A 24,682-nucleotide genomic window follows, 5' to 3' on the forward strand; every position below is an offset into this window, starting at 1 on the left:
ATCACACCCGAAAGCGGAGTAGTGCAAGCATGGGATACCAGAAAATCAAGGTTCCGACCGACGGCACCAAGATCACCGTCAATGCAGACCATTCGCTCAATGTACCCGACAACCCCATCATTCCTTATATCGAAGGCGACGGGATTGGCGTCGATGTCTCGCCGGTGATGATCAAGGTGGTCGATGCCGCCGTGCAAAAGGCCTACGGCGGCAAGCGCAAGATCGCCTGGATGGAGGTGTACGCCGGGGAGAAGGCCACCCAGGTTTATGACCAGGACACCTGGCTGCCTCAGGAAACCCTGGATGCGGTGCGCGACTATGTCGTCTCGATCAAGGGGCCGCTGACCACGCCGGTCGGTGGTGGCATCCGCTCGCTCAACGTGGCCCTGCGCCAGCAGCTCGACCTGTACGTCTGCCTGCGCCCGGTGCTGTGGTTCGAGGGCGTGCCGAGCCCGGTCAAGAAGCCGGGCGATGTCGATATGGTGATCTTCCGCGAGAACTCCGAAGACATCTATGCCGGCATCGAGTGGAAGGCTGGCTCGCCCGAAGCGAACAAGGTGATCAAGTTCCTCAAGGAAGAAATGGGCGTCACCAAGATCCGTTTCGACCAGGACTGCGGGATCGGCGTCAAACCGGTATCGAAAGAGGGCACCAAGCGCCTGGTGCGCAAGGCCCTGCAATACGTGGTGGACAACGACCGCGAGTCGCTGACCCTGGTGCACAAGGGCAACATCATGAAATTCACCGAGGGCGCCTTCAAGGACTGGGGGTATGAGGTGGCCAGGGACGAATTTGGCGCCGAACTGCTCGATGGCGGCCCGTGGATGAAGTTCAAGAACCCCAGGACCGGCCGCGAAGTGATCGTCAAGGATGCCATTGCAGACGCCATGCTTCAGCAGATTCTGCTGCGTCCGGCCGAATACGACGTGATCGCCACGCTCAACCTCAATGGCGACTACCTGTCTGATGCGCTGGCGGCGGAAGTGGGGGGTATCGGTATCGCGCCGGGGGCCAACCTGTCCGACACGGTGGCCATGTTCGAGGCTACCCACGGCACTGCGCCCAAGTATGCTGGCCAGGACAAGGTCAATCCGGGGTCGGTGATTCTGTCGGCCGAAATGATGCTGCGCCACATGGGCTGGACCGAAGCGGCCGACCTGATCATCAAGGGCACCAACGGTGCAATCGGGGCCAAAACTGTGACTTATGATTTCGAGCGGCTGATGGAAGGGGCAAAGCTGGTGGGCAGTTCTGGCTTTGGTGATGAGATGATCAAGCACATGTAAGAGGCAATTTAAAACCGGCCGTCTCCTTTAAAGAGGCGGCCGGTTTTTTCGTATACCGGCATAAAGCAGGGAATCAGGCTTGAGCGGTGCTTGGCTGAGATACTCCCGTGGGGGCGCTGACGCTGGCATTGGTGATTTCGGTCGCATGCAGCCCCTTGGGGCCTTGTATGATCTCGAATGTCACGGCTTGTCCGGCCTTGAGCGTCTTGTAACCGTCCATCTTGATCGCCGAATAATGGGCGAACAGATCATCGGTTTTGCCGTCTTCATTGATGAATCCGTAGCCCTTGGCATTGTTGAACCACTTGACTTTACCGCTTGCCATCCCTATGTCCCTCTGCAAAGGACTCCATCACTGGAGTATCATCCACTTCATCCGCATACGAACCTTGCGAAAAATCTGGTTGACTGCGCGGATCTTTATCGACCACGGTGGGTTCTTATTGGTTGTAACACCGTTTTGCCGATAGTCAAGGTCGCCCGGCGCGTGCGCTGGAGGCGGCTTGTGCGGTCAACCCACAACCTTAACCTGACGATCATGATGAAATTCTTTCCATGCATGCACGTAGCGAGATTCGACTAACATTCAATCAGGATCGCCCGCAATCGAATGAGGACGACGGCTCAGGTCTTGCGGTACAGGAAGCCAAGCCGATCCTGCAGGCGCCACCGATGTACAAGGTGGTTTTGTTCAACGATGACTACACGCCGATGGATTTCGTCGTCGAAGTGCTCGAAACGTTCTTCAGTCTGAACCGCGAGCTGGCGACCAAGATCATGCTGACCGTCCATACCGAAGGGCGGGCAGTGTGCGGATTGTTTACCCGTGACATCGCCGAAACAAAGGCCATGCAGGTCAACCAATACGCCAGGGAAAGCCAGCATCCGCTACTCTGTGAAATCGAGAAGGACGGTTAATCGCCGACCACTTGGGTATGAGGTGAAGCTATGTTAAACCGCGAGCTCGAAGTCACCCTCAATCTTGCCTTCAAGGAGGCACGTTCGAAGCGTCATGAGTTCATGACCGTCGAACATCTGCTGCTGGCACTCCTTGACAATGAGGCTGCTGCGACCGTTCTGCGCGCCTGTGGCGCCAATCTCGACAAACTCAAGCACGACCTGCAAGAGTTCATCGATTCCACTACACCCCTGATCCCCGTCAACGACGAAGACCGTGAAACCCAGCCGACCCTGGGCTTCCAGCGTGTCCTGCAGCGTGCCGTGTTCCACGTGCAAAGCTCCGGCAAGCGCGAAGTGACCGGTGCCAATGTGCTGGTGGCGATCTTCAGCGAACAGGAAAGCCAGGCCGTGTTCCTGCTCAAGCAGCAGAGCGTGGCCCGTATTGACGTGGTCAACTACATTGCCCACGGCATTTCCAAGGTGCCAGGCCACGGCTCGCATGCCGAGAGCGACCAGGAAATGCAGGACGAGGAAGGTGGCGAAACCTCTTCCTCGAGCAATCCGCTGGATGCCTATGCCAGCAACTTGAATGAACTGGCCCGTGCCGGGCGTATCGACCCGCTGGTCGGTCGCGAACAGGAAGTCGAGCGCGTCGCGCAGATTCTCGCCCGCCGCCGCAAGAACAACCCGCTGCTGGTCGGTGAGGCCGGCGTGGGCAAGACCGCCATCGCCGAAGGCCTGGCCAAACGCATCGTCGATGGCCAAGTGCCCGATCTGCTGTCGCAGAGCGTGGTGTATTCCCTCGACCTTGGCGCGCTGCTGGCTGGCACCAAGTACCGTGGTGACTTCGAGAAACGCTTCAAGGCGTTGCTCGGCGAGCTGCGCAAGCGCCCGCAGGCGATCCTGTTCATCGACGAGATCCACACCATCATTGGTGCGGGTGCCGCGTCGGGCGGGGTGATGGATGCCTCCAACCTGCTCAAACCTCTGCTCTCGTCTGGTGAGATCCGCTGCATCGGTTCAACGACCTTCCAGGAGTTTCGTGGCATCTTCGAGAAGGATCGTGCCCTGGCGCGGCGTTTCCAGAAGGTCGATGTCAGCGAGCCTTCGGTCGAAGACACTGTCGGCATCCTGCGCGGCCTGAAAGGGCGTTTCGAGAGCCACCACAATATCGAATACAGCGATGAGGCACTGCGCGCCGCTGCCGAACTGGCATCGCGCTATATCAACGACCGTCACATGCCGGACAAGGCCATCGATGTGATCGACGAGGCAGGTGCCTACCAGCGTCTGCAGCCTGAGGCGAACCGGGTCAAACGCATCGACGTACCGCAGGTCGAGGACATCGTCGCCAAGATCGCGCGCATTCCGCCGAAGCACGTCACCAGTTCCGACAAGGAGCTGCTGCGTAACCTGGAGCGTGACCTGAAACTGACCGTGTTTGGCCAGGATGCGGCGATCGACTCGCTGGCCACCGCGATCAAGCTGTCCCGTGCGGGCCTCAAATCGCCTGACAAACCAGTCGGCTCGTTCCTGTTCGCCGGGCCTACCGGCGTCGGCAAGACCGAAGCGGCGCGGCAGCTGGCCAAGGCGCTGGGGGTCGAGCTGGTGCGCTTCGACATGTCCGAGTACATGGAGCGGCACACTGTGTCGCGCTTGATCGGTGCGCCGCCTGGCTACGTTGGTTTCGATCAGGGCGGTCTGCTGACCGAAGCCATCACCAAGCAGCCGCACTGCGTGTTGCTGCTCGATGAGATCGAGAAGGCCCACCCGGAAGTTTTCAACCTGCTGCTGCAGGTGATGGACCACGGCACCCTGACCGACAACAACGGGCGCAAGGCGGACTTCCGCAACGTGATCGTGATCATGACCACCAACGCCGGTGCGGAAACGGCGGCGCGGGCTTCGATCGGCTTCACTCATCAGGACCATGCGTCAGATGCCATGGAAGTCATTCGCAAGAGCTTCACGCCGGAATTCCGCAACCGTCTGGACACCATCATCCAGTTCGGTCGCCTGAGCCACGAAACGATCAAGAGCATCGTCGACAAGTTCCTCATCGAACTGCAGGCGCAGCTGGAAGACAAGCGTGTGCTGCTGGAAGTCAGCGATGATGCCCGCGGCTGGTTGGCGGCCTCTGGTTACGATGTGCAAATGGGCGCGCGGCCGATGGCGCGGCTTATCCAGGACAAGATCAAGCGGCCGCTGGCTGAGGAGATCCTGTTTGGCGAGCTGGCCGAGCATGGCGGTGTGGTGCACATCGACCTGCGTGATGGCGAACTGGTGTTCGACTTCGAGACTACGGCCGAGGTTGCGTGACAGGCGGGGCCTCTGTGGGAGCGGGCTTGCCCGCGAAGCTAGCTCCGCGATGCATGGCACCGGCTTTGCCGGTGTTCGCGGGGCAAGCCCGCTCCCACAGTGTAGTTCTGCATCTTAGAGGCACAAAAAAGCCCGGCACATGGCCGGGCTTTTTCATGGCTTGAGCTTAGCGCGCACGGTAAGTGATGCGGCCCTTGCTCAGGTCGTACGGCGTCAGTTCGACGCGGACCTTGTCGCCAGTGAGAATACGGATGTAGTTCTTGCGCATCTTTCCGGAGATGTGCGCGGTTACGACGTGCCCGTTTTCCAACTCCACGCGGAACATGGTGTTGGGCAGGGTGTCGACGACAGTACCTTCCATTTCGAAGCTGTCTTCTTTCGACATGCAGTTGAGCCCTCGGTGTCCAGTGTTGGCCCGACGCATAACCGCACCGGGCAAAAAAGTGGCGTGGATTATGCCGGAAAATAGTGTGTCAAGCCAATGCTTTCAGTTGAGGGTGACCCAACGCTGGTTGATCAGCAGTTCGATCGGGCGGTACTGGGTCTTGTAGTTCATCTTCTTGCAGTTCTTGATCCAGTAGCCGAGGTACACCGCTTCGAGGTTCTGGCGCAGGGCTTCGGTGATCTGCCAGAGGATGGCAAAGCGACCCAGGCTGCGCCGTTCTTCATCGGGCTCATAGAGGGTGTATACCGCCGACAGGCCATTAGGCAGCAAATCGCACACGGCTACTGCCAGCAGGCGGCCCTCAAGGCGAAATTCGTAGAACCAGCAGAACGGCAGGTCGCGCACCAGGAAGGTAGAAAACTGATCGCGGCTGGGCGGGTACATGTCGCCGTCGGCGTGGCGGGTCTCGATGTAGCGCCGGTACAGGTCGAAGTACTCTTCCTTGAAGGCCGGCCTCGCCGCAGACACGGTGAGGTCGGCATTGCGCTTGAGGATACGCCGCTGCTGGCGATTGGGAATGAAGCGCGCAGCAGGAATGCGCGCGGGCACGCAGGCGCTGCAATTCTGGCAATGCGGGCGATACAGGTGGTCGCCACTGCGCCGAAAACCCATTTCCGACAGGTCGGCGTACACGTTCACGTCCATCGGCTGGCTGGGGTCGAGGAACAGGGTGGTCGCCTGCTCGTCCGGCAGGTAGCTGCAGGAGTGGGGCTGAGTGGCATAGAACTTCAACCGCGCCAACTCTGTCATGATCGACCCCTTCGGTGAGACTTTGTTTTAAGTGTAAGCCAGCTCCAGAAACTCGCCTAGTTGAGCCAGCTGGCACTGTTCGGCTGATCCAGGTAGCGATCCAGATACTCGGCGAAGCGGGCGCGGCTGATGGCGCGGGCGCCCAGGCTGTGAAGGTGGTTGGTGGGCATCTGGCAGTCGATCAATACGAAGCCGGCCTCGCGCAGGTGGTTGACCAGGGTCACGAAGCCGACCTTGGAGGCATTGTCGGCGCGGCTGAACATCGATTCGCCGAAGAACAGGCGGCCCATGGCCAGGCCATACAGCCCGCCGACCAGCTCGCCGTCCTGGCGCACCTCCACCGAATGGGCAATGCCGCGTTCGTGCAGTTCGCAGTAGGCATTGCGCATGGTGTCGGTGATCCAGGTGCCGTCGGCGTAGTCGCGGGGTGCGGCGCAGGCCTCGATCACGGCGGCGAAGGCGGTATCGAAGCTGACCTGATAGCGCCCCTGGCGCATCAGCTTGGCCAGCGAGCGCGACACGTGCAGTTCCTCCGGCAGTAGCACGGTGCGCGGGTCGGGTGACCACCATAGGATCGGCTGACCGTCCTGATACCAGGGGAAGCATCCATGGCGATAGGCCTGCACCAGGCGCTCGGGGCTCAGGTCGCCGCCGGCGGCGAGCAGGCCGTTGGGGTCATGCAGGGCCTTTTCCAGGGGCGGGAAGGTCAGCGAGTCGCGGGTCAGCCAGGTGAGCATGGTCTATCGTGCGGTGGGGGAGGGGAGAGGCCAGCATGGCAAGGCGGGCTGGCGGGGTCAATGCTGTGCGTGGGTTTGCCGGAGAATGAGCTTGTTCAGATGAAACAATAGGCATTTTCCTACGCATTCGTGAGGCCGCAGGCACCATCTGGTACATTTGCTGTCACACCTGTGCAAAAACACAGCATAAGCCTTTGTCACAAAAGAAAATGCATGCTCAAATTGCAGCTATACGAAAGTCGCCCCCAGCCAAGCTCCATACGGCGTGCCGCCATGGCGGCCGGCGGGCAGTAATGTTAAAAGTGGTGGTTCATTGGCCGGGCGCCGGCCGATCACCACTGGACGCGCAGCACGCGCAGGAATAGACGCGTTTTGAAGAAATCCACCGCAACTCCAGCTCCTTTGCCAGTGCCCCTGTGGCGGCAGCAGCTGCATTACCGCCTCAAGGAAGGTGCGTTGATCGCTGTCGGCGCCCTGTGCCTGTACTTGTGGATGGCACTGCTGACCTACGACACCTCGGACCCTGGCTTCAGCCACACCAGCAATGTCGACCAGGTGCAGAATGCCGCCGGGCGTGCCGGTGCGTACTTCTCCGACATCCTGTTCATGGTGCTCGGCTACTTCGCTTACATCTTCCCGCTGCTGCTGGCGATCAAGACCTGGCAGATCTTCCGTGAGCGCCACCAGCCCTGGCAGTGGAGCGGCTGGCTGTTCTCCTGGCGCCTGATCGGCCTGGTGTTCCTGGTGCTGTCGGGTGCCGCGCTGGCACATATCCACTTCCATCCGCCGGCCAGCCTGCCATTCTCCGCAGGCGGCGCCCTGGGCGAAAGCCTCGGCGACCTGGCGCGCAACCTGCTTAATGTGCAGGGCAGCACGCTGATGTTCATTGCCCTGTTCCTGTTCGGCCTGACCGTGTTCACCGACCTGTCGTGGTTCAAGGTGATGGACATGACCGGCAAGATCACTCTCGACCTGTTCGAACTGGTACAGGGCGCGGCCAACCGTTGGTGGGAGGCGCGCAACGAGCGCAAGCGTCTGGAGGCGCAGTTGCGTGAGGTTGACGAGCCAGCCTTCGATCTGGGCGCCAAAACCGCCGAAAAGCGCGAACCGAGCAAGACCCAGCTGCGCGAACGCCTGGTCGAGCGCGAAGAACCGCCTGCCCGGCCAGCCGCCCCGCGTGAGCCTGTGGTGCCGCGTGAGGTGCCCCGCGAGCCGGTGATAAGCCGTGAGCCATCCGTGGCGCCGGTGATCATCCCGCCAACGCCTGCCAAGGCAGTAGAGCCAAGCAAACGGGTCATGAAGGAGAAGCAAGCGCCGCTGTTCGTCGATAGCGCTGTCGAAGGCACCTTGCCATCGATTTCCATCCTTGACCCGGCCGAGGTCAAGAAGATCGAGTATTCGCCGGAATCTCTGGCCGGCGTCGGCCAACTGCTGGAGATCAAGCTCAAGGAGTTCGGCGTTGAGGTATCGGTGGATTCGATCCACCCGGGCCCGGTCATCACCCGCTACGAAATCCAGCCGGCCGCCGGTGTGAAGGTCAGCCGCATTGCCAACCTGGCCAAGGACCTGGCGCGTTCGCTGGCGGTGACCAGCGTGCGGGTGGTCGAGGTCATCCCCGGCAAGACCACCGTGGGTATCGAGATCCCTAACGAAAACCGGCAGATGGTGCGCTTCTCCGAAGTGCTCGCCACGCCTCAGTACGATGAGCAGAAATCGCCGGTCACTCTGGCCCTGGGCCACGACATCGGCGGCAAGCCGGTGATCACCGACCTGGCCAAGATGCCCCACTTGCTGGTGGCCGGTACCACCGGTTCCGGTAAGTCGGTGGGTGTGAACGCGATGATCCTGTCGATCCTGTTCAAATCCGGCCCGGAAGACGCGCGGCTGATCATGATCGACCCGAAAATGCTCGAACTGTCGATCTACGAAGGCATTCCGCACCTGCTGTGCCCGGTGGTCACCGACATGAAGGACGCTGCGAACGCGCTGCGCTGGAGCGTGGCCGAGATGGAGCGGCGCTACAAGCTGATGGCCGCCATGGGCGTGCGTAACCTGGCCGGCTTCAACCGCAAGATCAAGGACGCCCAGGAAGCCGGCGAAATCATTCACGATCCGCTGTACCGCCGCGAGAGCATGGACGACGAGCCGCCAGCGCTGAAGACGCTGCCGACGATTGTCGTGGTGGTCGACGAATTCGCCGACATGATGATGATCGTCGGCAAGAAGGTCGAAGAGCTGATCGCCCGTATCGCCCAGAAGGCGCGGGCCGCCGGCATCCACTTGATCCTCGCCACCCAGCGCCCTTCGGTGGACGTGATCACCGGCCTGATCAAGGCCAACATCCCGACCCGCATGGCATTCCAGGTGTCGAGCAAGATCGACTCGCGGACCATCATCGACCAGGGCGGCGCCGAGCAGTTGCTCGGCCACGGTGACATGCTGTACATGCCGCCGGGCACCAGTCTGCCGATTCGCGTGCACGGTGCGTTCGTCTCCGACGATGAAGTGCACCGGGTGGTGGAAGCGTGGAAGCTACGCGGTGCGCCGGACTACAACGATGACATCCTCAACGGCGTCGAGGAGGCCGGCAGCGGCTTCGATGGCGGCGGCGGAGGCGGCGGTGACGAAGATTCGGAAAGCGACGCGCTGTATGATGAGGCGGTGCAGTTCGTCCTCGAAAGCCGTCGTGCGTCGATTTCGGCCGTGCAGCGCAAGCTCAAGATCGGCTACAACCGCGCCGCCCGCATGATCGAGGCGATGGAGATGGCCGGTGTGGTCACCCCGATGAACAGCAACGGTTCGCGGGAAGTGATTGCCCCAGGCGGCCCGCGCGACTGATGAACACCTTGCCGGGCGCCTGCTGGGCGCCTGGCTCATTTACTGTGCTAAGAGGATTTCCATGCGCGCGATTCGCATGCTGTTGGTTTCTGCCCTGGCTATGGGCTCTGTGTCGGCCCATGCCGGCGAGCTGGACGTGAAGCGCCTGACTCAGTTGCTGGAAAAGTCGCAGACCATCGAGGCCAATTTCTCTCAACTGACGTTGGGCGCCGACGGCACCAGCCTGCAGGAAACGGCTGGCCAGATGACCGTCAAGCGTCCAGGCCTGTTCTATTGGCACACCGATGCGCCGCAAGAGCAGGTCGTGGTGTCGGACGGCAAGATGGTCACCCTGTGGGACCCGGACCTGGAGCAAGCCACGGTCAAGAAGCTCGACGTGCGCCTGAACCAGACCCCGGCGCTGCTGCTGTCCGGCGATGTGTCGAAGATCAGCCAGAGCTTCGACATCAGCTCCAAGGAGCAGGGCGAAGTGATGGACTTCACCCTCAAGCCGAAGACCAAGGACACCCTGTTCGACTCGCTGCGCGTGTCGTTCCGCAAGGGTTTGATCAATGACATGCAGCTGATCGACAGCGTCGGCCAGCGCACCAATATCCTGTTCAATGGCGTCAAGGCCAATCAGGCGGTGCCGGACAGCAAGTTCAAGTTCGACATCCCGAAAGGCGCGGACGTCATCAAGGAGTAAGCAGAGCTCACCATGGACCTGTTTCGAAGCGAACCCGTTGCCCAGCCCCTGGCTGCCCGCCTGCGCCCGTCCAACCTGGACGAGTACGTCGGCCAGGAGCACCTGCTGGCGCGCGGCAAGCCGCTGCGTGAGGCGCTGGAGCAAGGTGCGCTGCACTCGATGATCTTCTGGGGGCCGCCGGGCGTGGGCAAGACCACGCTCGCGCGGCTGCTGGCGCAATTCTGCGATGCGCACTTCGAAACGGTTTCGGCGGTGCTGGCCGGGGTCAAGGAGATCCGCCAGGCCGTCGAGGTCGCCAAGCAACAGGCTGGTCAGTATGGTCGGCGCACCATCCTCTTTGTCGACGAGGTGCACCGCTTCAACAGGTCGCAGCAGGATGCGTTTCTGCCCTACGTGGAAGACGGCACGCTGCTGTTCATTGGCGCTACCACCGAAAACCCGTCCTTCGAGCTGAACAATGCACTGCTGTCGCGAGCGCGAGTTTATGTACTCAAAAGCCTCGACGAGCCAGCACTGCGCAAACTGGTCAACCGGGCCCTGACCGAAGAACGCGGCCTGGGCAACCGCAACCTGAGCGTCGGTGACGATGCCTTCAAGATGCTGATGGCCGCCGCCGATGGCGATGGCCGGCGCATGCTCAATTTCCTCGAAAATGCCGCGGACCTGGCCGAGGACGGCAGTGAGATCGACGTCGAGATGCTGCAAAGCCTGCTCGGCGACAGCCGCCGCCGCTTCGACAAGGGTGGCGAGGCCTTCTACGATCAGATTTCCGCGCTGCACAAATCGGTCCGCGGCTCCAACCCGGATGCCGCGCTGTACTGGTTCGCACGCATGCTCGACGGTGGCTGCGACCCGTTGTACATCGCCCGTCGCGTGGTGCGCATGGCCAGCGAGGACATCGGCAACGCCGACCCGCGTGCCTTGAGCCTGTGCCTGGCGGCGTGGGATGTGCAGGAGCGCCTCGGCAGCCCCGAAGGCGAACTGGCGGTGGCCCAGGCCATCACCTACATTGCCTGCGCACCGAAAAGTAACGCTGTGTACATGGGCTTCAAGACTGCCCTGCGTGAAGCGGCTGAGCATGGCTCGCTAGAGGTGCCGCTGCACCTGCGCAACGCACCGACCAAGCTGATGAAGCAGCTGGGCTACGGCGATGAATACCGTTACGCTCACGATGAACCCGATGCCTACGCCGCGGGCGAAGACTACTTCCCCGACCAGCTCGAACCACGCCAGTACTACCAGCCGGTGCCCCGCGGCCTGGAGCTGAAGATCGGCGAGAAGCTACGCCACCTGGCCGATCTTGACCGCAACAGCCCCCGCCAGCGGAGAAAGCCGTGATTGCACTCATCGCCGCCGTCAGTGCGGGCGGGATCGCCGGTACCTTGTTGCGCTTCGCCACCTCGAACTGGGTTACGGCCCACTGGCCCCGGCACTTCTACCTCGGTACGCTGGCGGTCAACCTGGTCGGTTGTCTGCTGATCGGCCTGCTCTATGGCCTGTTTCTGCACAAGCCGCTGGCGCCGGTCGAACTGCGCGCCGGCCTGATCGTCGGCTTCCTTGGCGGGCTGACGACGTTTTCCTCCTTTTCGCTCGATACCGTGCGCCTGATGGAAAGTGGGCAAGTGCCCCTGGCCGTGGGCTATACCGGTATTAGCGTGATGGGCGGGCTCCTGGCCACCTGGGCCGGCCTGTCCCTGACCCGACTCTGAACCAACCTACACACATAACGAGAGAACGACATGCTCGATTCCAAACTGTTACGCGGCCAACTTCAGGAAGTGGCTGACCGCCTCGCCTCCCGTGGCTTCAGCCTGGATGTCGCGCGCATCGAATCGCTGGAAGAGCGCCGCAAGGCGGTACAGACCCGCACCGAGCAACTGCAGGCCGAACGCAACGCCCGCTCCAAGTCGATCGGCCAGGCCAAGGCCAAGGGCGAAGACATCGCGCCGTTGATGGCCGACGTCGAGCGCATGGCCGGGGAACTGGCCGCTGGCAAGGTCGAGCTGGACGAGATCCAGGCTGAATTGGACGGTATCGTCCTGACCATTCCTAACTTGCCGGACGCCAGCGTCCCGGTCGGCGCCAGCGAAGACGACAACGTCGAAGTGCGCCGTTGGGGTACGCCGAAAGCGTTCGATTTCGAGATCAAAGACCACGTCGCCCTGGGCGAAATCAGCGGCGGCCTGGACTTCGAGGCCGCAGCCAAGCTGTCTGGTGCCCGCTTTGCCGTGCTGCGCGGCCCGATCGCCCGCCTGCACCGCGCCCTGGCGCAGTTCATGATCAACCTGCACACCGGCGAGCACGGTTACGAAGAGCACTACACGCCCTACCTGGTCCAGGCACCGGCGTTGCAGGGTACCGGCCAGCTGCCGAAATTCGAGGAAGATCTGTTCAAGATCACCCGCGAGGGCGAAGCCGACTTCTACCTGATCCCGACCGCCGAAGTGTCGTTGACCAACCTGGTGGCCGGCGAAATCATCGATGCCAAGCAGCTGCCGCTCAAGCTGGTTGCCCACACGCCATGCTTCCGCAGTGAGGCCGGCGCTTCGGGTCGTGATACCCGCGGCATGATCCGTCAGCACCAGTTCGACAAGGTCGAGATGGTCCAGGTGGTTGAGCCATCCAAGTCCATGGAAGCGCTGGAAGGTTTGACCGCCAACGCCGAGCGCGTGCTGCAGCTGCTCGAACTGCCTTATCGCGTGCTGGCGCTGTGCACCGGCGACATGGGCTTCGGCGCCGTGAAGACCTACGACCTGGAAGTGTGGGTGCCGAGCCAGGACAAGTACCGCGAGATCAGTTCCTGCTCCAACTGCGGTGACTTCCAGGCGCGCCGCATGCAGGCGCGCTGGCGCAACCCAGAAACCGGAAAACCGGAGCTGGTCCACACGCTCAACGGCTCCGGCCTGGCAGTAGGCCGTACCTTGGTTGCGGTATTGGAAAACTACCAGCAAGCCGATGGTTCGATTCTGGTGCCAGAAGTGCTCAAGCCCTACATGGGCGGTGTCGAGGTCATCCGCTAAATGGATTACCTGCCGCTGTTCCACAAGCTGCAGGGCGGCCGTGTGCTGGTCGTCGGCGGCGGCGAGATCGCCTTGCGCAAGGCGCGCCTGCTGGCCGATGCCGGCGCCGCGCTGCGGGTGGTGGCGCCGGATGTCGACGGCCAGCTGGCTGCGCTGGCCCGTGAAGGTAGCGGTGAAGTGCTGGTGCGCGGCTATCAGGCGGCCGATCTGCTTGGCTGCCGCCTGGTAATTGCGGCCACCGATGATCCTGAGCTCAATGCCCAGGTATCGGCCGATGCGCAGGCGCGCAGCCTGCCGGTCAACGTGGTGGATGCACCTGCCTTGTGCACGGTGATCTTCCCGGCGATCGTCGACCGTTCACCCTTGGTGGTGGCGGTGTCCAGTGGCGGCGACGCGCCGGTGCTGGCGCGCCTGATTCGCGCCAAGCTGGAAGCCTGGATTCCGTCCACGTATGGCGAGTTGGCCGGCCTGGCAGCGAAATTCCGTCACAAGGTCAAGGCGTTGTACCCGGACGTCAATCAGCGTCGTGGCTTTTGGGAAACCGTGTTCCAGGGGCCAATCGCCGAACGCCAGCTGGCCGGGCAGGGTGCCGAGGCAGAGCGACTGTTGCAGGCGATGGTCGACGGTGCCCCGGTCCAGCAGGGCGGCGAGGTGTATCTGGTTGGGGCGGGGCCGGGCGATCCGGACTTGCTGACCTTCCGCGCCTTGCGCCTGATGCAGCAGGCCGATGTGGTGCTGTACGACCGCCTGGTGGCGCCAGCCATCATCGAGATGTGCCGCCGTGATGCCGAGCGAATCTACGTGGGCAAGCGCCGTGCTGATCATGCAGTGCCGCAGGACCAGATCAACCGCCTGCTGGTCGACCTCGCTCGTCAGGGCAAGCGTGTGTTGCGCCTGAAAGGCGGCGATCCGTTCATTTTCGGCCGGGGTGGCGAAGAGATCGAAGAGCTGGCCGAGCAGGGCATCCCGTTCCAGGTAGTGCCCGGCATCACAGCCGCCAGTGGTTGCTCCGCTTACGGCGGCATTCCGCTGACCCATCGTGACTATGCCCAGTCGGTGCGTTTCGTTACCGGCCACCTCAAGGACGGTACCAGCAACCTGCCGTGGGATGACTTGGTGGCGCCGGCCCAGACCTTGGTGTTCTACATGGGCCTGGTGGGATTGCCGACCATCTGCGCCGAGTTGATTCGCCATGGCCGAGCGGCCACTACGCCGGCCGCGTTGGTGCAGCAGGGCACTACGCGCAATCAGCGGGTGTTCACCGGAACCTTGGCGGACCTGCCGGCACTGGTGGCACAGCATGAAGTGCATGCACCGACCCTGGTGATCGTCGGGGAAGTGGTGCAGTTGCGCGAGAAGCTGGCCTGGTTCGAAGGCTCGCAGCAAGACTGAATTAAAAAGGGCCGCTTAGCGGCCCTTTTCATTTTCAGCTCCAGATCCCTTTGCCCGGCAGCCGCTCCCGGTCATGCGGCAGGTTGAAATCCTGCAGCGGCCCCTTGGGCACGATACCGGTCGGGTTGATGGTCTTGTGGCTCATGTAATAGTGCTTCTGGATGTGCTCCATGTTCACTGTCTGCGCCACGCCCGGCCACTGGTACAGTGCGCGCAGCCAGTTGGACAGGTTGGGGTAGTCGCTCAGACGGCGCAGGTTGCACTTGAAGTGGCCGTGATACACCGCGTCGAAGCGCACCAGCGTGGTGAACAGGCGTACATCGGCCTCGGTCAGATGCTCGCCCGCCAGGTAGCGGTTGCGGTTCAGCAGGTCTTCCAGGTAATCCAGTTCGTTGAACACGTCGTCGAACGCAGCCTCGTAGGCTTCCTGCGTAGTGGCGAAGCCGGCGCGGTATACGCCGTTGTTCACAGCCGGATAGATACGGGCGTTTAGTGCGTCGATGGTCGCGCGCAGCGGCTCGGGGTACAGGTCCAGGGTATTGCCCGTCAGCTCATTGAATGCGCTGTTGAAGATGCGAATGATCTCTGACGATTCGTTGTTGACGATGCGCTTCTCTTTCTTGTCCCACAGCACGGGAACGGTCACGCGCCCGGTGTAGTGCGGGTCATCCTGGGTGTAGCGCTGGTGCATGAATTGGAGGGCGTCGAGGTGGTCGCCGGTGGAGCCCTGCTGCTGGTCGAACGTCCAGCCGTTTTCCTGCATCAGCCAGCTCACCACCGACACATCGATCAGCGGCTCCAGGCCCTTCAGGGCGCGGACGATCAGGGTGCGGTGTGCCCATGGGCAGGCCAGCGAGACATAAAGGTGGTAGCGACCGGCTTCAGGGGCAGGCAGCTGATTGCGGCGTTGGGCGTTTTCTCGCTTGAAGGTGCCATCCTTGCCGTTTTCGTACCACTGGTCATGCCAGCGGCCGTCGATCAATAGGCCCATGGTGAGCTCCTCGGAACAAAGTTGTTTGTCGTTGGAGCCCAGTCTAGGGGAAAACGTTCGAAGAACTAGCGCAAAGACTGCGGGGTAATAATCTACTTATTCGATTGGTTGCGGACGCTCCAATAGCTACGGGCGGTCGCGAAGGCTTGATCGCGGTCTTGGCCCAAGCCGCGCAATGCCAGGGCCATGGTCGCGACCACGGCCATCTCGCCGTAGCTGTCTTCAGTTTCGCCACGCCAAACCGACAACAGCTGCTCGGGCTGCAAGCTCGCCGGCTTCACATGTCGCCTTTCGCTCAGGGCCGGCCATTCCTCGTCCCAGGCTTCACCGGCACTGGTGCCATACAGGTGGCTGATCACATCCGGATTGACTTCGATTTCGCCGCCATCGCCCTTGATCACCACTGCATGGTCGCCGAGCAGACGGCTGGCTTCGCGGTGCACGGCCTGATAGCCAGGGTGGAAGATGCTCTGCAGGCCGCAACGTGCGCTCAGGGGGTTGAGTACGCGGGCCAGCGAGTGGATTGGAGAGCGCAGGCCGAGGGTATTGCGCAGGTCGATCATTCGCTGCAGTTGCGGTGCCCAGTCCTGCAATGGGAAGAACGCCAGACGCTCGTGATCCAGAGCGTGCTCGACGGCAGCCCAGTCGCGGCACAATGGTATCTCCAGCAGCGCCAGCAGTTGCTCGGTGTACAGGCGTCCTGCGGTGTGAGCGCCGCCGCCATGCAGGAGGATGCGTACGCCGTTGTTTGCCAGGCACTTGGCGGCCAGCAAGTACCAGGGCAGGTGGCGCTTCTTGCCGGCGTAGCTCGGCCAGTCCAGGTCGACGGCGATACGCGGGGCTTGCAGGTGGGCACGCAGGGCTTCGGTGAAGCCGGCCAGTTCCTCGGCGCTCTCTTCCTTGTGCCGCAACAGCATGAGGAAGGCGCCCAGCTGGGTGTCTTCGACCTTGCCTTCCAGCAGCAACGTCATGGCTGCGCGGGCCTCTTCGCGGGTCAGGCCGCGGGCACCGCGCTTGCCTTTGCCAAGGATGCGCACGAATTCGGCGAACGGGTGTTCGGCCGGGGTTTCCAGGGTCAGCGGGCGAGCGTCGGTCATATGCAATTGGTCGGTTTGGGCAGGCCCGCCAGCTTGGCGGCAAGTTTGGCGGGGGTGCCGTTGAACAGGCGGTTCAGGTGCGGGCTGTTGCCCTTTTCCGGGCCCAGTTTGAGCGCGGTGTACTTGATCAGTGGGCGCGTGGCCGGGGACAGTTGGTACTCCTCATAGAACTGGCGCAGCAGTTCGAGGATCTCCCAGTGGTCGGCGGTCAGCGGGATGCTTTCGCGCTCGGCCAGCGCTTCGGCGACGGCGTGGGACCAGTCTTGCAGGTCGACCAGGAAGCCGTCTTTGTCCAGGGCTACCGTCTGGTTGTCTACCATAAGCGTGGTCATAGCCAGCTGTTGACCTTGTCGTAGTGCAGCGACAATGTGACGAACGCCTGATAGTCCACGGCCTTGGCCAGCTCGCTGGTGATGGCGCGTGCCTGCAGGTCTTCGTCGAGCGCGAAGAGGCGTTGCTCCAGCCCGGCCGATTGCAATAGGCGCTGCGTCTCACTGCCGTCGCGCAGGGCATAGACCGCATCGCCGCATAGGAGCAAGGCATCTTCGCTGCCGAGCAGGCGCAGGCAGCTGTCCAGTCGGTCGTCGCCAAAGGGAGAGTGGGATATCACATGCAAGGTTGGCATCAGAGGGTCACCACTTGGTCGAAACGGGCAATCAGTGCCTTCAGGGCGGCATTGTCCAGTACGTCTACCGGCAATTCCAGCGTGCCTGCAGCCAGCCCACGGACAGCCAGGCTATGCTGGCAGGCGAACAATTCCTCGACGCCGAACATTGGCAGGGCCTGCAGGTTGGCGGCCAGGTTCTTTTGCTGCAGCGCGGCAGGTTGCTGGCCTGGCGCGAGCTGGAATACACCGTCATCGAGAAACAGCATGCCCAGTGGCAGGTCGAAGGCGCCGCCAGCCAGGGCGATGTCCAGCGCTTCACGGGCCGACGGGCCATTCCAGGGCGCCTGACGGCTGATGATCAACAGGGATTTGGCCATTTCAATCGCCTCCAAAGCAGATTAGGCGGTCGGCCAGCTGTGCCGCTTCATGCAGTTGGCCCAGGCCTGACAGCTCCCACGGCTTGGGCAGATTTACCGCTGGACGCTGGTAGCGATTGGCTTCGGCTTCGTCGAGTACACCGCGGCGCAGGGCTGCAGCAATGCAGACCACGGCGTCGAGTTGGTGGCTGTCGATAAAGGCGCGCCACTGGGCGGCGATGTCCTGTTCATCCTGGGGCGCGACCACGTTGGCCGAGGCGCTGTGCACACCGTCCTGGTAGAAGAACAGCCGGGCAATCTCATGCCCGTCGGCCAGTACCGCCTCGGCGAAGCGCAGGGCGCGTCGCGAGGAGGGCGCATGGGCCGGGGAAAAAACCGCGAGTGCGAATTTCATGGACAACTCGTGCAAAGGAATGCCGCCATGATAAAGCAAAAAGCCCGCGCGGGTGGGCGCGGGCTTATTAGCCGGGGCAGGGCCGTCAGGCGTGTTCCTTGCTCTCCGGCAGGAACCAGTTCAGCACCAGGGCGCAGATGCCGCCGGTGGCAACACCGGACTCCAGCACATTGCGAATGGCCGCCGGCATGTGGGCCAGGAACTCCGGTACCTGAGCCACACCCAAGCCCAAAGCCAGCGACACGGCGATGATCAGCAATGCACGGCGGTCCAGGCGGGTGCTGGCCAGAATGTTGATACCCGAGGCGGCGACTGCACCGAACATCACCATGGCCGCGCCACCCAATACCGGCTCAGGCACCGCCTGAATCACGCCGGCAACGCTCGGGAACAAGCCCAGCACCACCAGCATCACGGCAATCCAGATACCGATATGGCGGCTGGCGATGCCGGTCAACTGAATCACACCGTTGTTCTGGGCGAAGATCGAGCTTGGGAAGGTATTGAACAGGCCAGCCAGCAGCGAGTTGGCACCGTTGACCAGCACGCCGCCCTTGATTCGTTGCATCCACACCGGGCCCTCGACAGGCTGGCGCGAAACCTTGCTGGTGGCGGTGACATCGCCGATGGCTTCCAGCGAGGTGACCAGGTAGATCACCAGCATCGGGATGAACAAGGCCCAGGAGAAGCCCAGGCCGAAGTGCAGCGGCGTGGGGACCTGGAACAGCGCGGCTTCATGCATGCCGGTAAAGTCCAGGCGGCCGAGGTAACCCGCCAGGGCGTAACCCACCGCCAAAGCGATGACGATGGCGCAACTGCGCATCCACACCACTGGGATGCGGTTGAGGATCACGATGATTGCCAGCACCACGCCCGACAGCAGCAGGTTTTCACCATTGGCGAAGGTGCCATTGGCCATCGCGCCGAAGCCGCCGCCCATGCTGATCAGGCCGACCTTGATCAAGGTCAGGCCGATCATCAGCACCACGATGCCAGTTACCAGCGGTGTAATCAGGCGTTTGACGAACGGCAGGATGCGCGACACGCCCATCTCTACGAATGAACCGGCGATCACTACGCCGAAAATCGCCGCCATAACGCTCTCAACCGGAGTGCCCTGCTTGACCATCAACGCGCCACCGGCAATCAGCGGCCCGACGAAGTTGAAGCTGGTGCCTTGCACGATCAGCAACCCGGCGCCAAACGGGCCGAAGCGTTTGCACTGGACGAAGGTGGCAATGCCCGAGATGACCAGCGACATCGACACGATCAGGTTGGTGTCCCGCGGCGAAACGCCCAACGCCTGGCAGATCAGCAAACCTGGGGTGACGATCGGCACGATGATCGCCAGCAAGTGCTGCAGCGCCGCCAGCAGGCCGATCAGCAGCCGTGGCTTGTCCTCGAGGCCAAGCACCAGTTCATTGGCAGGCGCATCCGCGCCCAGGCTGTGTTCGTGTGAGCTCATCGGTGAAGCTGCCCCGGAAGAAAAAAGGAGCGCATTCTACGGGCTCGAGCGCGAGAGGGGTAGTGGCAAGCACGATACCCGCATGATCGTGGGTTTATCGCTGAAGAAGCTGACTTTTAAGTCAGCCTTTAAACACGAAAAAGCCCGCCGAAGCGGGCTTTCGTGGTGCGGGCCACCGATCAGGATCAGTCGTCGCGACCCATGATGCCGAACAGCTGCAGCAGGCTGACGAACAGGTTGTAGATCGATACATACAGGCTGATGGTCGCCATGATGTAGTTGCGCTCACCGCCGTGGATGATCGCGCTGGTCTGGAACAGGATGCAGACCGACGAGAACAGCACGAAGCCAGCGCTGATCGCCAGTTGCAGGCCGCTGATCTGGAAGAAGAAGCTGGCCACGACCGCACCCAGCAGGACAAAGAAGCCGGCGGTGATGAAGCCGCTGAGGAAGCTCATGTCCTTGCGCGAGATCAGCACGTAAGCCGACAAGCCGCCGAATACCAGGGCGGTCATGGCGAATGCAGAGCTGACCACTTCGGCGCCGCCGCTCATGCCCAGGTAACGGTTGAGGATCGGGCCGAGGATGAAGCCCATGAAGCCGGTCAGGGCAAAGGTAGACACCAGGCCCCAGACCGAATCACGCAGTTTGGCGGTGAGGAAGAACAGGCCGTAGAAGCCGATCAGCACGACGAACACGTTCGGGTAGCCGACACGCATCTGCTGGGCTACGAAAGCCATGACACCACTGAAGGCGAGGGTGAGTGCCAGCAGGCTGTAGGTATTGCGCAGGACTTTGCTGACCTCGCGCTGCTCGACCTGCTGGCCGTTGTGTACGGCGTAATCCTGTTCGCGCATGGCGACACTCCTTGGTAAACCTGTGGTTTTGGAACGTTCAGATGCTAGGAGTCTATCAGAGCTCCTGCAACCGGCGACATAGAGAGTTTGACAGCGTGTTTCATTACGGTATTATGGCGGCCGCAAAACGAGCTGGAAGCGTGGCCGAGTGGTTTAAGGCAACGGTCTTGAAAACCGTCGATGGGCAACTATCCTAGAGTTCGAATCTCTACGCTTCCGCCACTAATTCTCATTAAAGCCCTGATCATTCAGGGCTTTTTTGTGCCCGATCGGTTTTCTCCCTACCCTAGAACTCCACCTTTCCCCGGCCTGCCTTGACAGTGCTCCGCCTGGCTTTCCCCTCCAGGCGACGGGTCTTGGACCCTAAGGTCGGCTTGGTCGGGCGGCGTTTCTTCTCGGTCTTGCCAGCAGTGATGATCAACTCGGCCAGACGCGCCAGTGCATCCGCACGGTTCTGCTCCTGAGTGCGGTACTGCTGGGCCTTGATGATCAACACACCGTCGCCGGTGATGCGACTGTCACGCAGCGCCAGCAGCCGCTGCTTGTAAAACTCGGGCAGCGATGACGCCGGGATGTCGAAGCGCAGGTGCACGGCACTGGACACCTTGTTGACATTCTGCCCACCGGCACCTTGCGCGCGGATGTAAGTCAGTTCGATGTCGGCATCCGGCAGATGCACGTTATTGGAGATGGTCAGCATGACAGGGCCCTTGTAGTTGCCCCCCCATTATCACAGCCTCCGCCACTCTCCCATAGAACAACGTTCATTCAAGGCATGCTTCCCAGGACAACCAACGCAAGAATGGCGTATCGGCCACCTTTGGCCAACGACACGATCAGCACAAAGCGCCACAGGGGTTCTCTCATTACCCCTGCGACCAGCGTCAATGCGTCGCCTATCAATGGCACCCAACTCAGCAAGAGAGACCAATAGCCATAGCGCTGGTACACATTCTGCGCTTTTTGCAGTTTGTCTGGCCCTACGGGAAACCAGCGGCGGTCCCGGTAATGATCGATCCCCCGGCCTAAAAGCCAGTTCACCAGCGAACCCAGCACGTTACCCAAGGTGGCAACGGTAAGCAGCGTCAAGGTTGCGTAGTGCTCTGACACCAGCATACCCACGAGCACCGCCTCGGACTGCATCGGCAGAATTGTCGCGGCGCCGAATGCAGCGAGGAAGAGGCCAAGGTAGCTGCCTATGGCAAACATCATGGCGACGGTCTCAGGAGGCGATGTCCAAGTTCTCGATTTTTCAGCACTGATAGCATGCAAAACTTCCTGCGGTGCGGCCTGCTTCGGACGCCAACGTGAGGCGAAAATTACACTAATGAAAGGCTCTGCAGGTGTGCCCAGCGAGTCAATGCATCATGCCCAACTCGGCATCATCCATTAGCGCCTTGGCCAGTGCACTCAGGTAGTGTGCAGCCCAGATCATCATCGGCTTTTCATCCATCACGCCGATAACCGTCAGTTCCCTTACATAGCCCATTAGTGCTGACGCTTGCTCGCGGGCATCCTGGCAAGGAATGCCGGCTTCGATGCGGTACAGTGGGTGGGTCTGGTTTTCGCCCTGAAAGAACGTGGTCTTGCCGACGGTAAATTTGATGTCATCAGTCATTGCTCAATCTCCCTGAAATTTTCTGTGACTGGGCGGGCCCTTTCGCGGGGCAAGCCCGCTCCCACAGTGTGAATTGTGTCGCGCTGATAATTGTGGGAGCGGGCTTGCCCCGCGAAAGGGCCCGCCCAGACAACTCATATGCTGGATCTCAGTGCAGCATCTGCAACTCTGCAGGCATCTGTACCTGAATCAATGCCGCTTCAAGCAACACACGGAGTGACTCGAGTTCATGTGTCGACGCCATCATCAGGGCCGACGCGGGCGACCTGGGCTGTAGTAGCAGCGCTTGATGCGAAACGGCTAGCGCGCAGCGAGCGTACTCCGCGGCTTGGATGAGTGTGTCTTCTAGACAGTGGAGTTTGTGAGGTGGATCGGGGACGATCTTTAACATTATCCAATTCCTTGCGAGTGCGGCGACCGTTCTGCTGTCAAACAGAAGGGTGGCAGCGGTACGTGGGTTGACAGACCGGTGGAATTGGCAAGCCCCGGCGCACGCAAGCGTGCCCCACGTACAGCCGCCATAAAGACGCGCCGTAAGCCAAAACCGTTGCGGCCTGTCAAAGCCGTGTCGCTGATGTGCAGCGACAGGCCGAGACTAGAGCGGTGATAGGGCAACCGCAACGGAAAACAGGCGGCAGCAGTATGTTTGGGAAATAGACTACAAGAAAGGGGCGAAATCTGATTTTTTGACACATTCTGGCATCATGCACCCAGCCAAAAATTCAAAAACTGAACTCCCAATGTCAGACTCCGCCAAACCCAATCGCCCGATCTACGACCTGGACATGCTCCGCACCCTGGTCATGGTCGCCGACTGCGGCAGCTTCACCACCGCCGCGGCTCGCCTGCACTCCACGCAGTCCACGGTGAGCCAGAAGGTCCGCCGCCTGGAAGAAATGGTCGGCCAGCAACTGCTCGACCGCAGCAACCGCGAGGTACACCCCACCGACGCCGGTGAAACCCTGTTGGGCTACGCGCGCCACCTGCTAGCGGTAAGCAACCAGCTTACCGAAGCGATGTCGGGTGGTATCACGGTCACCGTGCGCATCGGTCTACCGGACGATTTCGTAGCAGGCAAAACAATGCAGGCGCTGGCGGCGTTCAACCGGAAGAACCCCAAGGTCAAGCTGGAGATCACCGGCGGGCTGAGCCGTGACCTGATGACTACCTACGACCGGGGTGAACTGGACCTGGTGCTGGTCAAGCAGCGTCGCCACAGCCGTGAAGCGGTTGCCTGCCAGCCGGAGCGCATCGACTGGCTCGACAGCGCGCAGTTTCCGTGTTTCGTCCAGGACCCGATCCCGCTGGTGACCTTCCCGCCGCGCGGCCTGTATCGCGACGACATGATCAATGCCATCGAGGCCATGGGCCGTAATTGGCGCATCGGCTTTACCAGTTCAAGCCTGGCGGGTATCCAGGAGGCGGTGGCCAATGGGCTGGGGGTCAGCCTGCTGCCGCACCGGGTGGTGACGGCAGCGCATCGGATACTGGGGGCGGAGGAGGGCTTCAAGCCGATTACGGTATTCGAAGCCGCAATCTTCCATCGGCCTACTGCTGATTCGATGGTCAAGGCGCTGGCGCAGATCCTGAGTGACATCCTCAGGTCAGAGGCTGATTAAGCCAGGTTTTAGCGGCGCAGTTCTTCGACGAATTGCGCTGCCTTCAACTGCAGCTGCGCAGGCCCACCCCAGAACGCGCCATGGCGCACAATCACCCGCTCATGGATGGCCGCCGCCACCGCCGCTGCGGCATTCGGCGCCTTGAACAGCACAAAGCTCGCTTCGTTGCCAACCTTCAAGCCATAGTCCTGCTTGCCCATCACTCCGGCGCCGGCCTCGGTCGCCAATTCCAGCGCTACGCGCAGTTCTTCGTCGGTGTTGAACCCCGAGCGGTAGCTGACCAGCATGGCGCGTTGCAGCATGTCGCCGTTGCCGTAAGGCCACCAGGCGTCCTGGATGTTGTCATTGCCGGTGAACACCCGCACACCACCGGCGCGCAGGCGCAGCACGGGCGGGAAGGCGTGCTCGCCGGGGGCGTTGGTCATGATCGATATGCCAGCGCGGGCCAGTACTTCGGCAGTGCGGTCGACCACGCTCTCGGAGACATCGCCCAGGCCGTAGGCATGGCTGACCGCCACCAAGCCTTTCATACCCAGTGCCTGGGTCCGCGCGGCGATGCGTTCGAGCTGGGCGATGCAGATGTCGCCCGGCTCATGCAGGTGGATATCGACCTTCACGCCATGCCGGTCAGCAATGCCGAAGACGATATCGAGCTGGGTTTCGGCGTCGCCGTCCAGGGTGGTCGGGTCGATTCCACCGACCACCTGCACACCTTCGCGCACTGCGGCTTCCATCACTTCGGCGGTGCCGGGGCAAGTGACCACACCGGCCTGGGGGAAGGCGACCAGTTCGATGTCGAGCAGGTCTTTCCACTGCTCGCGGGCTTCGAGGATGGCGCGCAGGTGGGCGAGGCCAGTGGTGGCGTCCACGTCAACATGGCAACGCATGGCTATTGTGCCGAAGGAGGCGGCTTGGCGGATCAGCGCATTGGCGCGCTCGAGGATAGGCGGGGCGCTGGCCAGTTCGCGTTTTTCCACGGCCAGGCGTTCACGCAAGGACGCCACTGGTTGATGCGGGCGCCAACGGTCGCCGACGAAGCTCTTGTCCAAGTGGATGTGGCCGTCAACGAAGCCTGGCAGGGCCAACAGGCCCTCCAGGTCGATGGTTTCGCGGGACGCTTCAGCGGCGCGCTGCGCGCCGATGTGGGTAATGCGCCCGTTTTTCACGGCGATATGCAGGGGCAGGCCATCCTGGTCGATGGCGTTGATGAACTCACGGTCGTTCATGTTCGGGCCTGTTCTCCGAGGCTTGGATGAGCTGACACGGTAGGGAGGATCGGGATTGG

General features: G+C 61.8%; 27 protein-coding genes and 1 tRNA gene. 11 read left to right on the top strand and 17 right to left on the bottom strand.

The window, feature by feature from the left end; translation table 11 throughout:
* Positions 1 to 29 precede the first annotated feature (29 nt).
* Positions 30 to 1,286 (top strand): NADP-dependent isocitrate dehydrogenase, encoded by a 1,257-nt coding sequence (icd, locus tag ACIPZF_RS00760; protein ID WP_400794314.1) that lies wholly within the window; start codon positions 30 to 32, stop codon positions 1,284 to 1,286.
* Between the two features lie 73 nt (positions 1,287 to 1,359).
* On the opposite strand, the gene cspD is transcribed toward icd, so the two are convergent.
* On the bottom strand, positions 1,360 to 1,611 hold the full coding sequence (cspD, locus tag ACIPZF_RS00765) for a cold shock domain-containing protein CspD (RefSeq protein WP_400794316.1): 252 nt from the start codon (positions 1,609 to 1,611) through the stop codon (positions 1,360 to 1,362).
* A gap of 230 nt (positions 1,612 to 1,841) precedes the next feature.
* On the opposite strand from cspD, the gene clpS reads away from it, so the two are divergent.
* Positions 1,842 to 2,204, top strand: coding sequence for an ATP-dependent Clp protease adapter ClpS (gene clpS / locus ACIPZF_RS00770; RefSeq protein WP_012315251.1), 363 nt, complete (start codon positions 1,842 to 1,844; stop codon positions 2,202 to 2,204).
* Positions 2,205 to 2,234: 30 nt separating this feature from the next.
* Positions 2,235 to 4,505, top strand: coding sequence for an ATP-dependent Clp protease ATP-binding subunit ClpA (gene clpA, locus ACIPZF_RS00775; RefSeq protein WP_400794318.1), 2,271 nt, complete (start codon positions 2,235 to 2,237; stop codon positions 4,503 to 4,505).
* 166 nt (positions 4,506 to 4,671) lie between these two features.
* On the opposite strand, the gene infA is transcribed toward clpA, so the two are convergent.
* The 3 genes from infA to aat form a co-directional block, all read right to left on the bottom strand.
* The gene (gene infA / locus ACIPZF_RS00780) at positions 4,672 to 4,890 is read right to left on the bottom strand and encodes a translation initiation factor IF-1 (RefSeq protein ID WP_002553999.1); all 219 of its coding nucleotides are present in this window, start codon (positions 4,888 to 4,890) and stop codon (positions 4,672 to 4,674) included.
* 102 nt (positions 4,891 to 4,992) lie between these two features.
* Positions 4,993 to 5,700 carry an arginyltransferase gene (locus ACIPZF_RS00785; RefSeq protein ID WP_400794320.1) on the bottom strand — a complete coding sequence of 236 codons (708 nt, stop codon included), beginning with the start codon at positions 5,698 to 5,700 and terminating at the stop codon, positions 4,993 to 4,995.
* Between the two features lie 56 nt (positions 5,701 to 5,756).
* Positions 5,757 to 6,437, bottom strand: a complete 681-nt coding sequence (gene aat, locus ACIPZF_RS00790; protein WP_400794322.1) for a leucyl/phenylalanyl-tRNA--protein transferase — start codon at positions 6,435 to 6,437, stop codon at positions 5,757 to 5,759.
* 312 nt (positions 6,438 to 6,749) lie between these two features.
* Between aat and ACIPZF_RS00795 the strand changes: the two genes are divergently transcribed.
* From ACIPZF_RS00795 to cysG, 6 genes are all read left to right on the top strand, one after another.
* Positions 6,750 to 9,275, top strand: coding sequence for a DNA translocase FtsK 4TM domain-containing protein (locus ACIPZF_RS00795; protein ID WP_400795001.1), 2,526 nt, complete (start codon positions 6,750 to 6,752; stop codon positions 9,273 to 9,275).
* A 61-nt stretch (positions 9,276 to 9,336) separates the two neighbouring features.
* On the top strand, positions 9,337 to 9,960 hold the full coding sequence (gene lolA / locus ACIPZF_RS00800) for an outer membrane lipoprotein chaperone LolA (RefSeq protein WP_400794324.1): 624 nt from the start codon (positions 9,337 to 9,339) through the stop codon (positions 9,958 to 9,960).
* Between the two features lie 12 nt (positions 9,961 to 9,972).
* Complete coding sequence (locus ACIPZF_RS00805; RefSeq protein WP_400794326.1) at positions 9,973 to 11,298, top strand: replication-associated recombination protein A; 1,326 nt, start codon at positions 9,973 to 9,975, stop codon at positions 11,296 to 11,298.
* Complete coding sequence (gene crcB / locus ACIPZF_RS00810) at positions 11,295 to 11,669, top strand: fluoride efflux transporter CrcB (protein WP_346612129.1); 375 nt, start codon at positions 11,295 to 11,297, stop codon at positions 11,667 to 11,669. Before ACIPZF_RS00805 ends, crcB begins: the two co-directional genes overlap by 4 nt.
* A gap of 30 nt (positions 11,670 to 11,699) precedes the next feature.
* Entirely contained in the window at positions 11,700 to 12,980 is a 1,281-nt protein-coding gene (gene serS / locus ACIPZF_RS00815; RefSeq protein WP_400794328.1) for a serine--tRNA ligase, read from the top strand.
* Positions 12,981 to 14,372, top strand: coding sequence for a siroheme synthase CysG (cysG, locus tag ACIPZF_RS00820; RefSeq protein ID WP_400794330.1), 1,392 nt, complete (start codon positions 12,981 to 12,983; stop codon positions 14,370 to 14,372).
* Positions 14,373 to 14,406: 34 nt separating this feature from the next.
* On the opposite strand, the gene ACIPZF_RS00825 is transcribed toward cysG, so the two are convergent.
* From ACIPZF_RS00825 to ACIPZF_RS00860, 8 genes are all read right to left on the bottom strand, one after another.
* Positions 14,407 to 15,363: a glutathione S-transferase family protein gene (locus ACIPZF_RS00825; protein ID WP_400794332.1), complete on the bottom strand. Its 957-nt coding sequence runs from the start codon at positions 15,361 to 15,363 to the stop codon at positions 14,407 to 14,409.
* A 92-nt stretch (positions 15,364 to 15,455) separates the two neighbouring features.
* Complete coding sequence (locus ACIPZF_RS00830) at positions 15,456 to 16,460, bottom strand: glycosyl transferase family protein (RefSeq protein WP_400794334.1); 1,005 nt, start codon at positions 16,458 to 16,460, stop codon at positions 15,456 to 15,458.
* Complete coding sequence (locus tag ACIPZF_RS00835) at positions 16,457 to 16,792, bottom strand: TusE/DsrC/DsvC family sulfur relay protein (protein ID WP_400794336.1); 336 nt, start codon at positions 16,790 to 16,792, stop codon at positions 16,457 to 16,459. The genes ACIPZF_RS00830 and ACIPZF_RS00835 overlap by 4 nt, the downstream gene beginning before the upstream one ends.
* Positions 16,789 to 17,085: a sulfurtransferase complex subunit TusB gene (gene tusB, locus ACIPZF_RS00840; protein ID WP_400794338.1), complete on the bottom strand. Its 297-nt coding sequence runs from the start codon at positions 17,083 to 17,085 to the stop codon at positions 16,789 to 16,791. Before tusB ends, ACIPZF_RS00835 begins: the two co-directional genes overlap by 4 nt.
* Positions 17,085 to 17,444 carry a sulfurtransferase complex subunit TusC gene (gene tusC / locus ACIPZF_RS00845; protein ID WP_400794340.1) on the bottom strand — a complete coding sequence of 120 codons (360 nt, stop codon included), beginning with the start codon at positions 17,442 to 17,444 and terminating at the stop codon, positions 17,085 to 17,087. The genes tusB and tusC overlap by 1 nt, the downstream gene beginning before the upstream one ends.
* Position 17,445: 1 nt before the next feature.
* On the bottom strand, positions 17,446 to 17,838 hold the full coding sequence (gene tusD / locus ACIPZF_RS00850) for a sulfurtransferase complex subunit TusD (RefSeq protein ID WP_400794342.1): 393 nt from the start codon (positions 17,836 to 17,838) through the stop codon (positions 17,446 to 17,448).
* 85 nt (positions 17,839 to 17,923) lie between these two features.
* A complete protein-coding gene (locus tag ACIPZF_RS00855; RefSeq protein ID WP_400794344.1) occupies positions 17,924 to 19,303 on the bottom strand; it encodes a nucleobase:cation symporter-2 family protein in 1,380 nt (459 codons plus the stop codon).
* 185 nt (positions 19,304 to 19,488) lie between these two features.
* The gene (locus tag ACIPZF_RS00860) at positions 19,489 to 20,160 is read right to left on the bottom strand and encodes a Bax inhibitor-1/YccA family protein (RefSeq protein ID WP_400794346.1); all 672 of its coding nucleotides are present in this window, start codon (positions 20,158 to 20,160) and stop codon (positions 19,489 to 19,491) included.
* Positions 20,161 to 20,294: 134 nt separating this feature from the next.
* On the opposite strand from ACIPZF_RS00860, the gene ACIPZF_RS00865 reads away from it, so the two are divergent.
* A tRNA-Ser gene (locus ACIPZF_RS00865) sits at positions 20,295 to 20,382 on the top strand.
* A gap of 64 nt (positions 20,383 to 20,446) precedes the next feature.
* On the opposite strand, the gene arfB is transcribed toward ACIPZF_RS00865, so the two are convergent.
* The 4 genes from arfB to ACIPZF_RS00885 form a co-directional block, all read right to left on the bottom strand.
* Entirely contained in the window at positions 20,447 to 20,860 is a 414-nt protein-coding gene (gene arfB, locus ACIPZF_RS00870; RefSeq protein WP_400794348.1) for an alternative ribosome rescue aminoacyl-tRNA hydrolase ArfB, read from the bottom strand.
* 68 nt (positions 20,861 to 20,928) lie between these two features.
* Positions 20,929 to 21,369 carry a YqaA family protein gene (locus ACIPZF_RS00875; protein WP_400795003.1) on the bottom strand — a complete coding sequence of 147 codons (441 nt, stop codon included), beginning with the start codon at positions 21,367 to 21,369 and terminating at the stop codon, positions 20,929 to 20,931.
* 148 nt (positions 21,370 to 21,517) lie between these two features.
* Entirely contained in the window at positions 21,518 to 21,778 is a 261-nt protein-coding gene (locus ACIPZF_RS00880; RefSeq protein ID WP_400794350.1) for a DUF3077 domain-containing protein, read from the bottom strand.
* 148 nt (positions 21,779 to 21,926) lie between these two features.
* A complete protein-coding gene (locus ACIPZF_RS00885; protein WP_400794352.1) occupies positions 21,927 to 22,169 on the bottom strand; it encodes a hypothetical protein in 243 nt (80 codons plus the stop codon).
* Positions 22,170 to 22,518: 349 nt separating this feature from the next.
* Here ACIPZF_RS00885 and ACIPZF_RS00890 point away from each other — a divergent pair, with 349 nt between their 5' ends.
* Positions 22,519 to 23,397, top strand: coding sequence for a LysR substrate-binding domain-containing protein (locus ACIPZF_RS00890; protein WP_400794354.1), 879 nt, complete (start codon positions 22,519 to 22,521; stop codon positions 23,395 to 23,397).
* An 8-nt stretch (positions 23,398 to 23,405) separates the two neighbouring features.
* Here ACIPZF_RS00890 and ACIPZF_RS00895 read toward each other — a convergent pair whose 3' ends face one another.
* The gene (locus tag ACIPZF_RS00895; RefSeq protein WP_400794356.1) at positions 23,406 to 24,623 is read right to left on the bottom strand and encodes an amidohydrolase family protein; all 1,218 of its coding nucleotides are present in this window, start codon (positions 24,621 to 24,623) and stop codon (positions 23,406 to 23,408) included.
* Positions 24,624 to 24,682 lie beyond the last annotated feature (59 nt).

It is taken from the genome of Pseudomonas sp. NPDC089752 (assembly GCF_044748725.1).
In the GTDB taxonomy this organism is placed as follows: Bacteria; Pseudomonadota; Gammaproteobacteria; order Pseudomonadales; family Pseudomonadaceae; genus Aquipseudomonas.

Bases quoted from the DNA above. Each gene is read 5' to 3' on its own strand.
- icd (WP_400794314.1), top strand. From the start codon at position 30: ATGGGATACCAGAAAATCAAGGTTCCGACCGACGGCACCAAGATCACC.
- cspD (WP_400794316.1), bottom strand. From the start codon at position 1,611: ATGGCAAGCGGTAAAGTCAAGTGGTTCAACAATGCCAAGGGCTACGGA.
- clpS (WP_012315251.1), top strand. From the start codon at position 1,842: ATGCATGCACGTAGCGAGATTCGACTAACATTCAATCAGGATCGCCCG.
- clpA (WP_400794318.1), top strand. From the start codon at position 2,235: ATGTTAAACCGCGAGCTCGAAGTCACCCTCAATCTTGCCTTCAAGGAG.
- infA (WP_002553999.1), bottom strand. From the start codon at position 4,890: ATGTCGAAAGAAGACAGCTTCGAAATGGAAGGTACTGTCGTCGACACC.
- ACIPZF_RS00785 (WP_400794320.1), bottom strand. From the start codon at position 5,700: ATGACAGAGTTGGCGCGGTTGAAGTTCTATGCCACTCAGCCCCACTCC.
- aat (WP_400794322.1), bottom strand. From the start codon at position 6,437: ATGCTCACCTGGCTGACCCGCGACTCGCTGACCTTCCCGCCCCTGGAA.
- lolA (WP_400794324.1), top strand. From the start codon at position 9,337: ATGCGCGCGATTCGCATGCTGTTGGTTTCTGCCCTGGCTATGGGCTCT.
- ACIPZF_RS00805 (WP_400794326.1), top strand. From the start codon at position 9,973: ATGGACCTGTTTCGAAGCGAACCCGTTGCCCAGCCCCTGGCTGCCCGC.
- serS (WP_400794328.1), top strand. From the start codon at position 11,700: ATGCTCGATTCCAAACTGTTACGCGGCCAACTTCAGGAAGTGGCTGAC.
- cysG (WP_400794330.1), top strand. From the start codon at position 12,981: ATGGATTACCTGCCGCTGTTCCACAAGCTGCAGGGCGGCCGTGTGCTG.
- ACIPZF_RS00825 (WP_400794332.1), bottom strand. From the start codon at position 15,363: ATGGGCCTATTGATCGACGGCCGCTGGCATGACCAGTGGTACGAAAAC.
- ACIPZF_RS00830 (WP_400794334.1), bottom strand. From the start codon at position 16,460: ATGACCGACGCTCGCCCGCTGACCCTGGAAACCCCGGCCGAACACCCG.
- ACIPZF_RS00835 (WP_400794336.1), bottom strand. From the start codon at position 16,792: ATGACCACGCTTATGGTAGACAACCAGACGGTAGCCCTGGACAAAGAC.
- tusB (WP_400794338.1), bottom strand. From the start codon at position 17,085: ATGCCAACCTTGCATGTGATATCCCACTCTCCCTTTGGCGACGACCGA.
- tusC (WP_400794340.1), bottom strand. From the start codon at position 17,444: ATGGCCAAATCCCTGTTGATCATCAGCCGTCAGGCGCCCTGGAATGGC.
- tusD (WP_400794342.1), bottom strand. From the start codon at position 17,838: ATGAAATTCGCACTCGCGGTTTTTTCCCCGGCCCATGCGCCCTCCTCG.
- ACIPZF_RS00855 (WP_400794344.1), bottom strand. From the start codon at position 19,303: ATGAGCTCACACGAACACAGCCTGGGCGCGGATGCGCCTGCCAATGAA.
- ACIPZF_RS00860 (WP_400794346.1), bottom strand. From the start codon at position 20,160: ATGCGCGAACAGGATTACGCCGTACACAACGGCCAGCAGGTCGAGCAG.
- arfB (WP_400794348.1), bottom strand. From the start codon at position 20,860: ATGCTGACCATCTCCAATAACGTGCATCTGCCGGATGCCGACATCGAA.
- ACIPZF_RS00875 (WP_400795003.1), bottom strand. From the start codon at position 21,369: ATGTTTGCCATAGGCAGCTACCTTGGCCTCTTCCTCGCTGCATTCGGC.
- ACIPZF_RS00880 (WP_400794350.1), bottom strand. From the start codon at position 21,778: ATGACTGATGACATCAAATTTACCGTCGGCAAGACCACGTTCTTTCAG.
- ACIPZF_RS00885 (WP_400794352.1), bottom strand. From the start codon at position 22,169: ATGTTAAAGATCGTCCCCGATCCACCTCACAAACTCCACTGTCTAGAA.
- ACIPZF_RS00890 (WP_400794354.1), top strand. From the start codon at position 22,519: ATGTCAGACTCCGCCAAACCCAATCGCCCGATCTACGACCTGGACATG.
- ACIPZF_RS00895 (WP_400794356.1), bottom strand. From the start codon at position 24,623: ATGAACGACCGTGAGTTCATCAACGCCATCGACCAGGATGGCCTGCCC.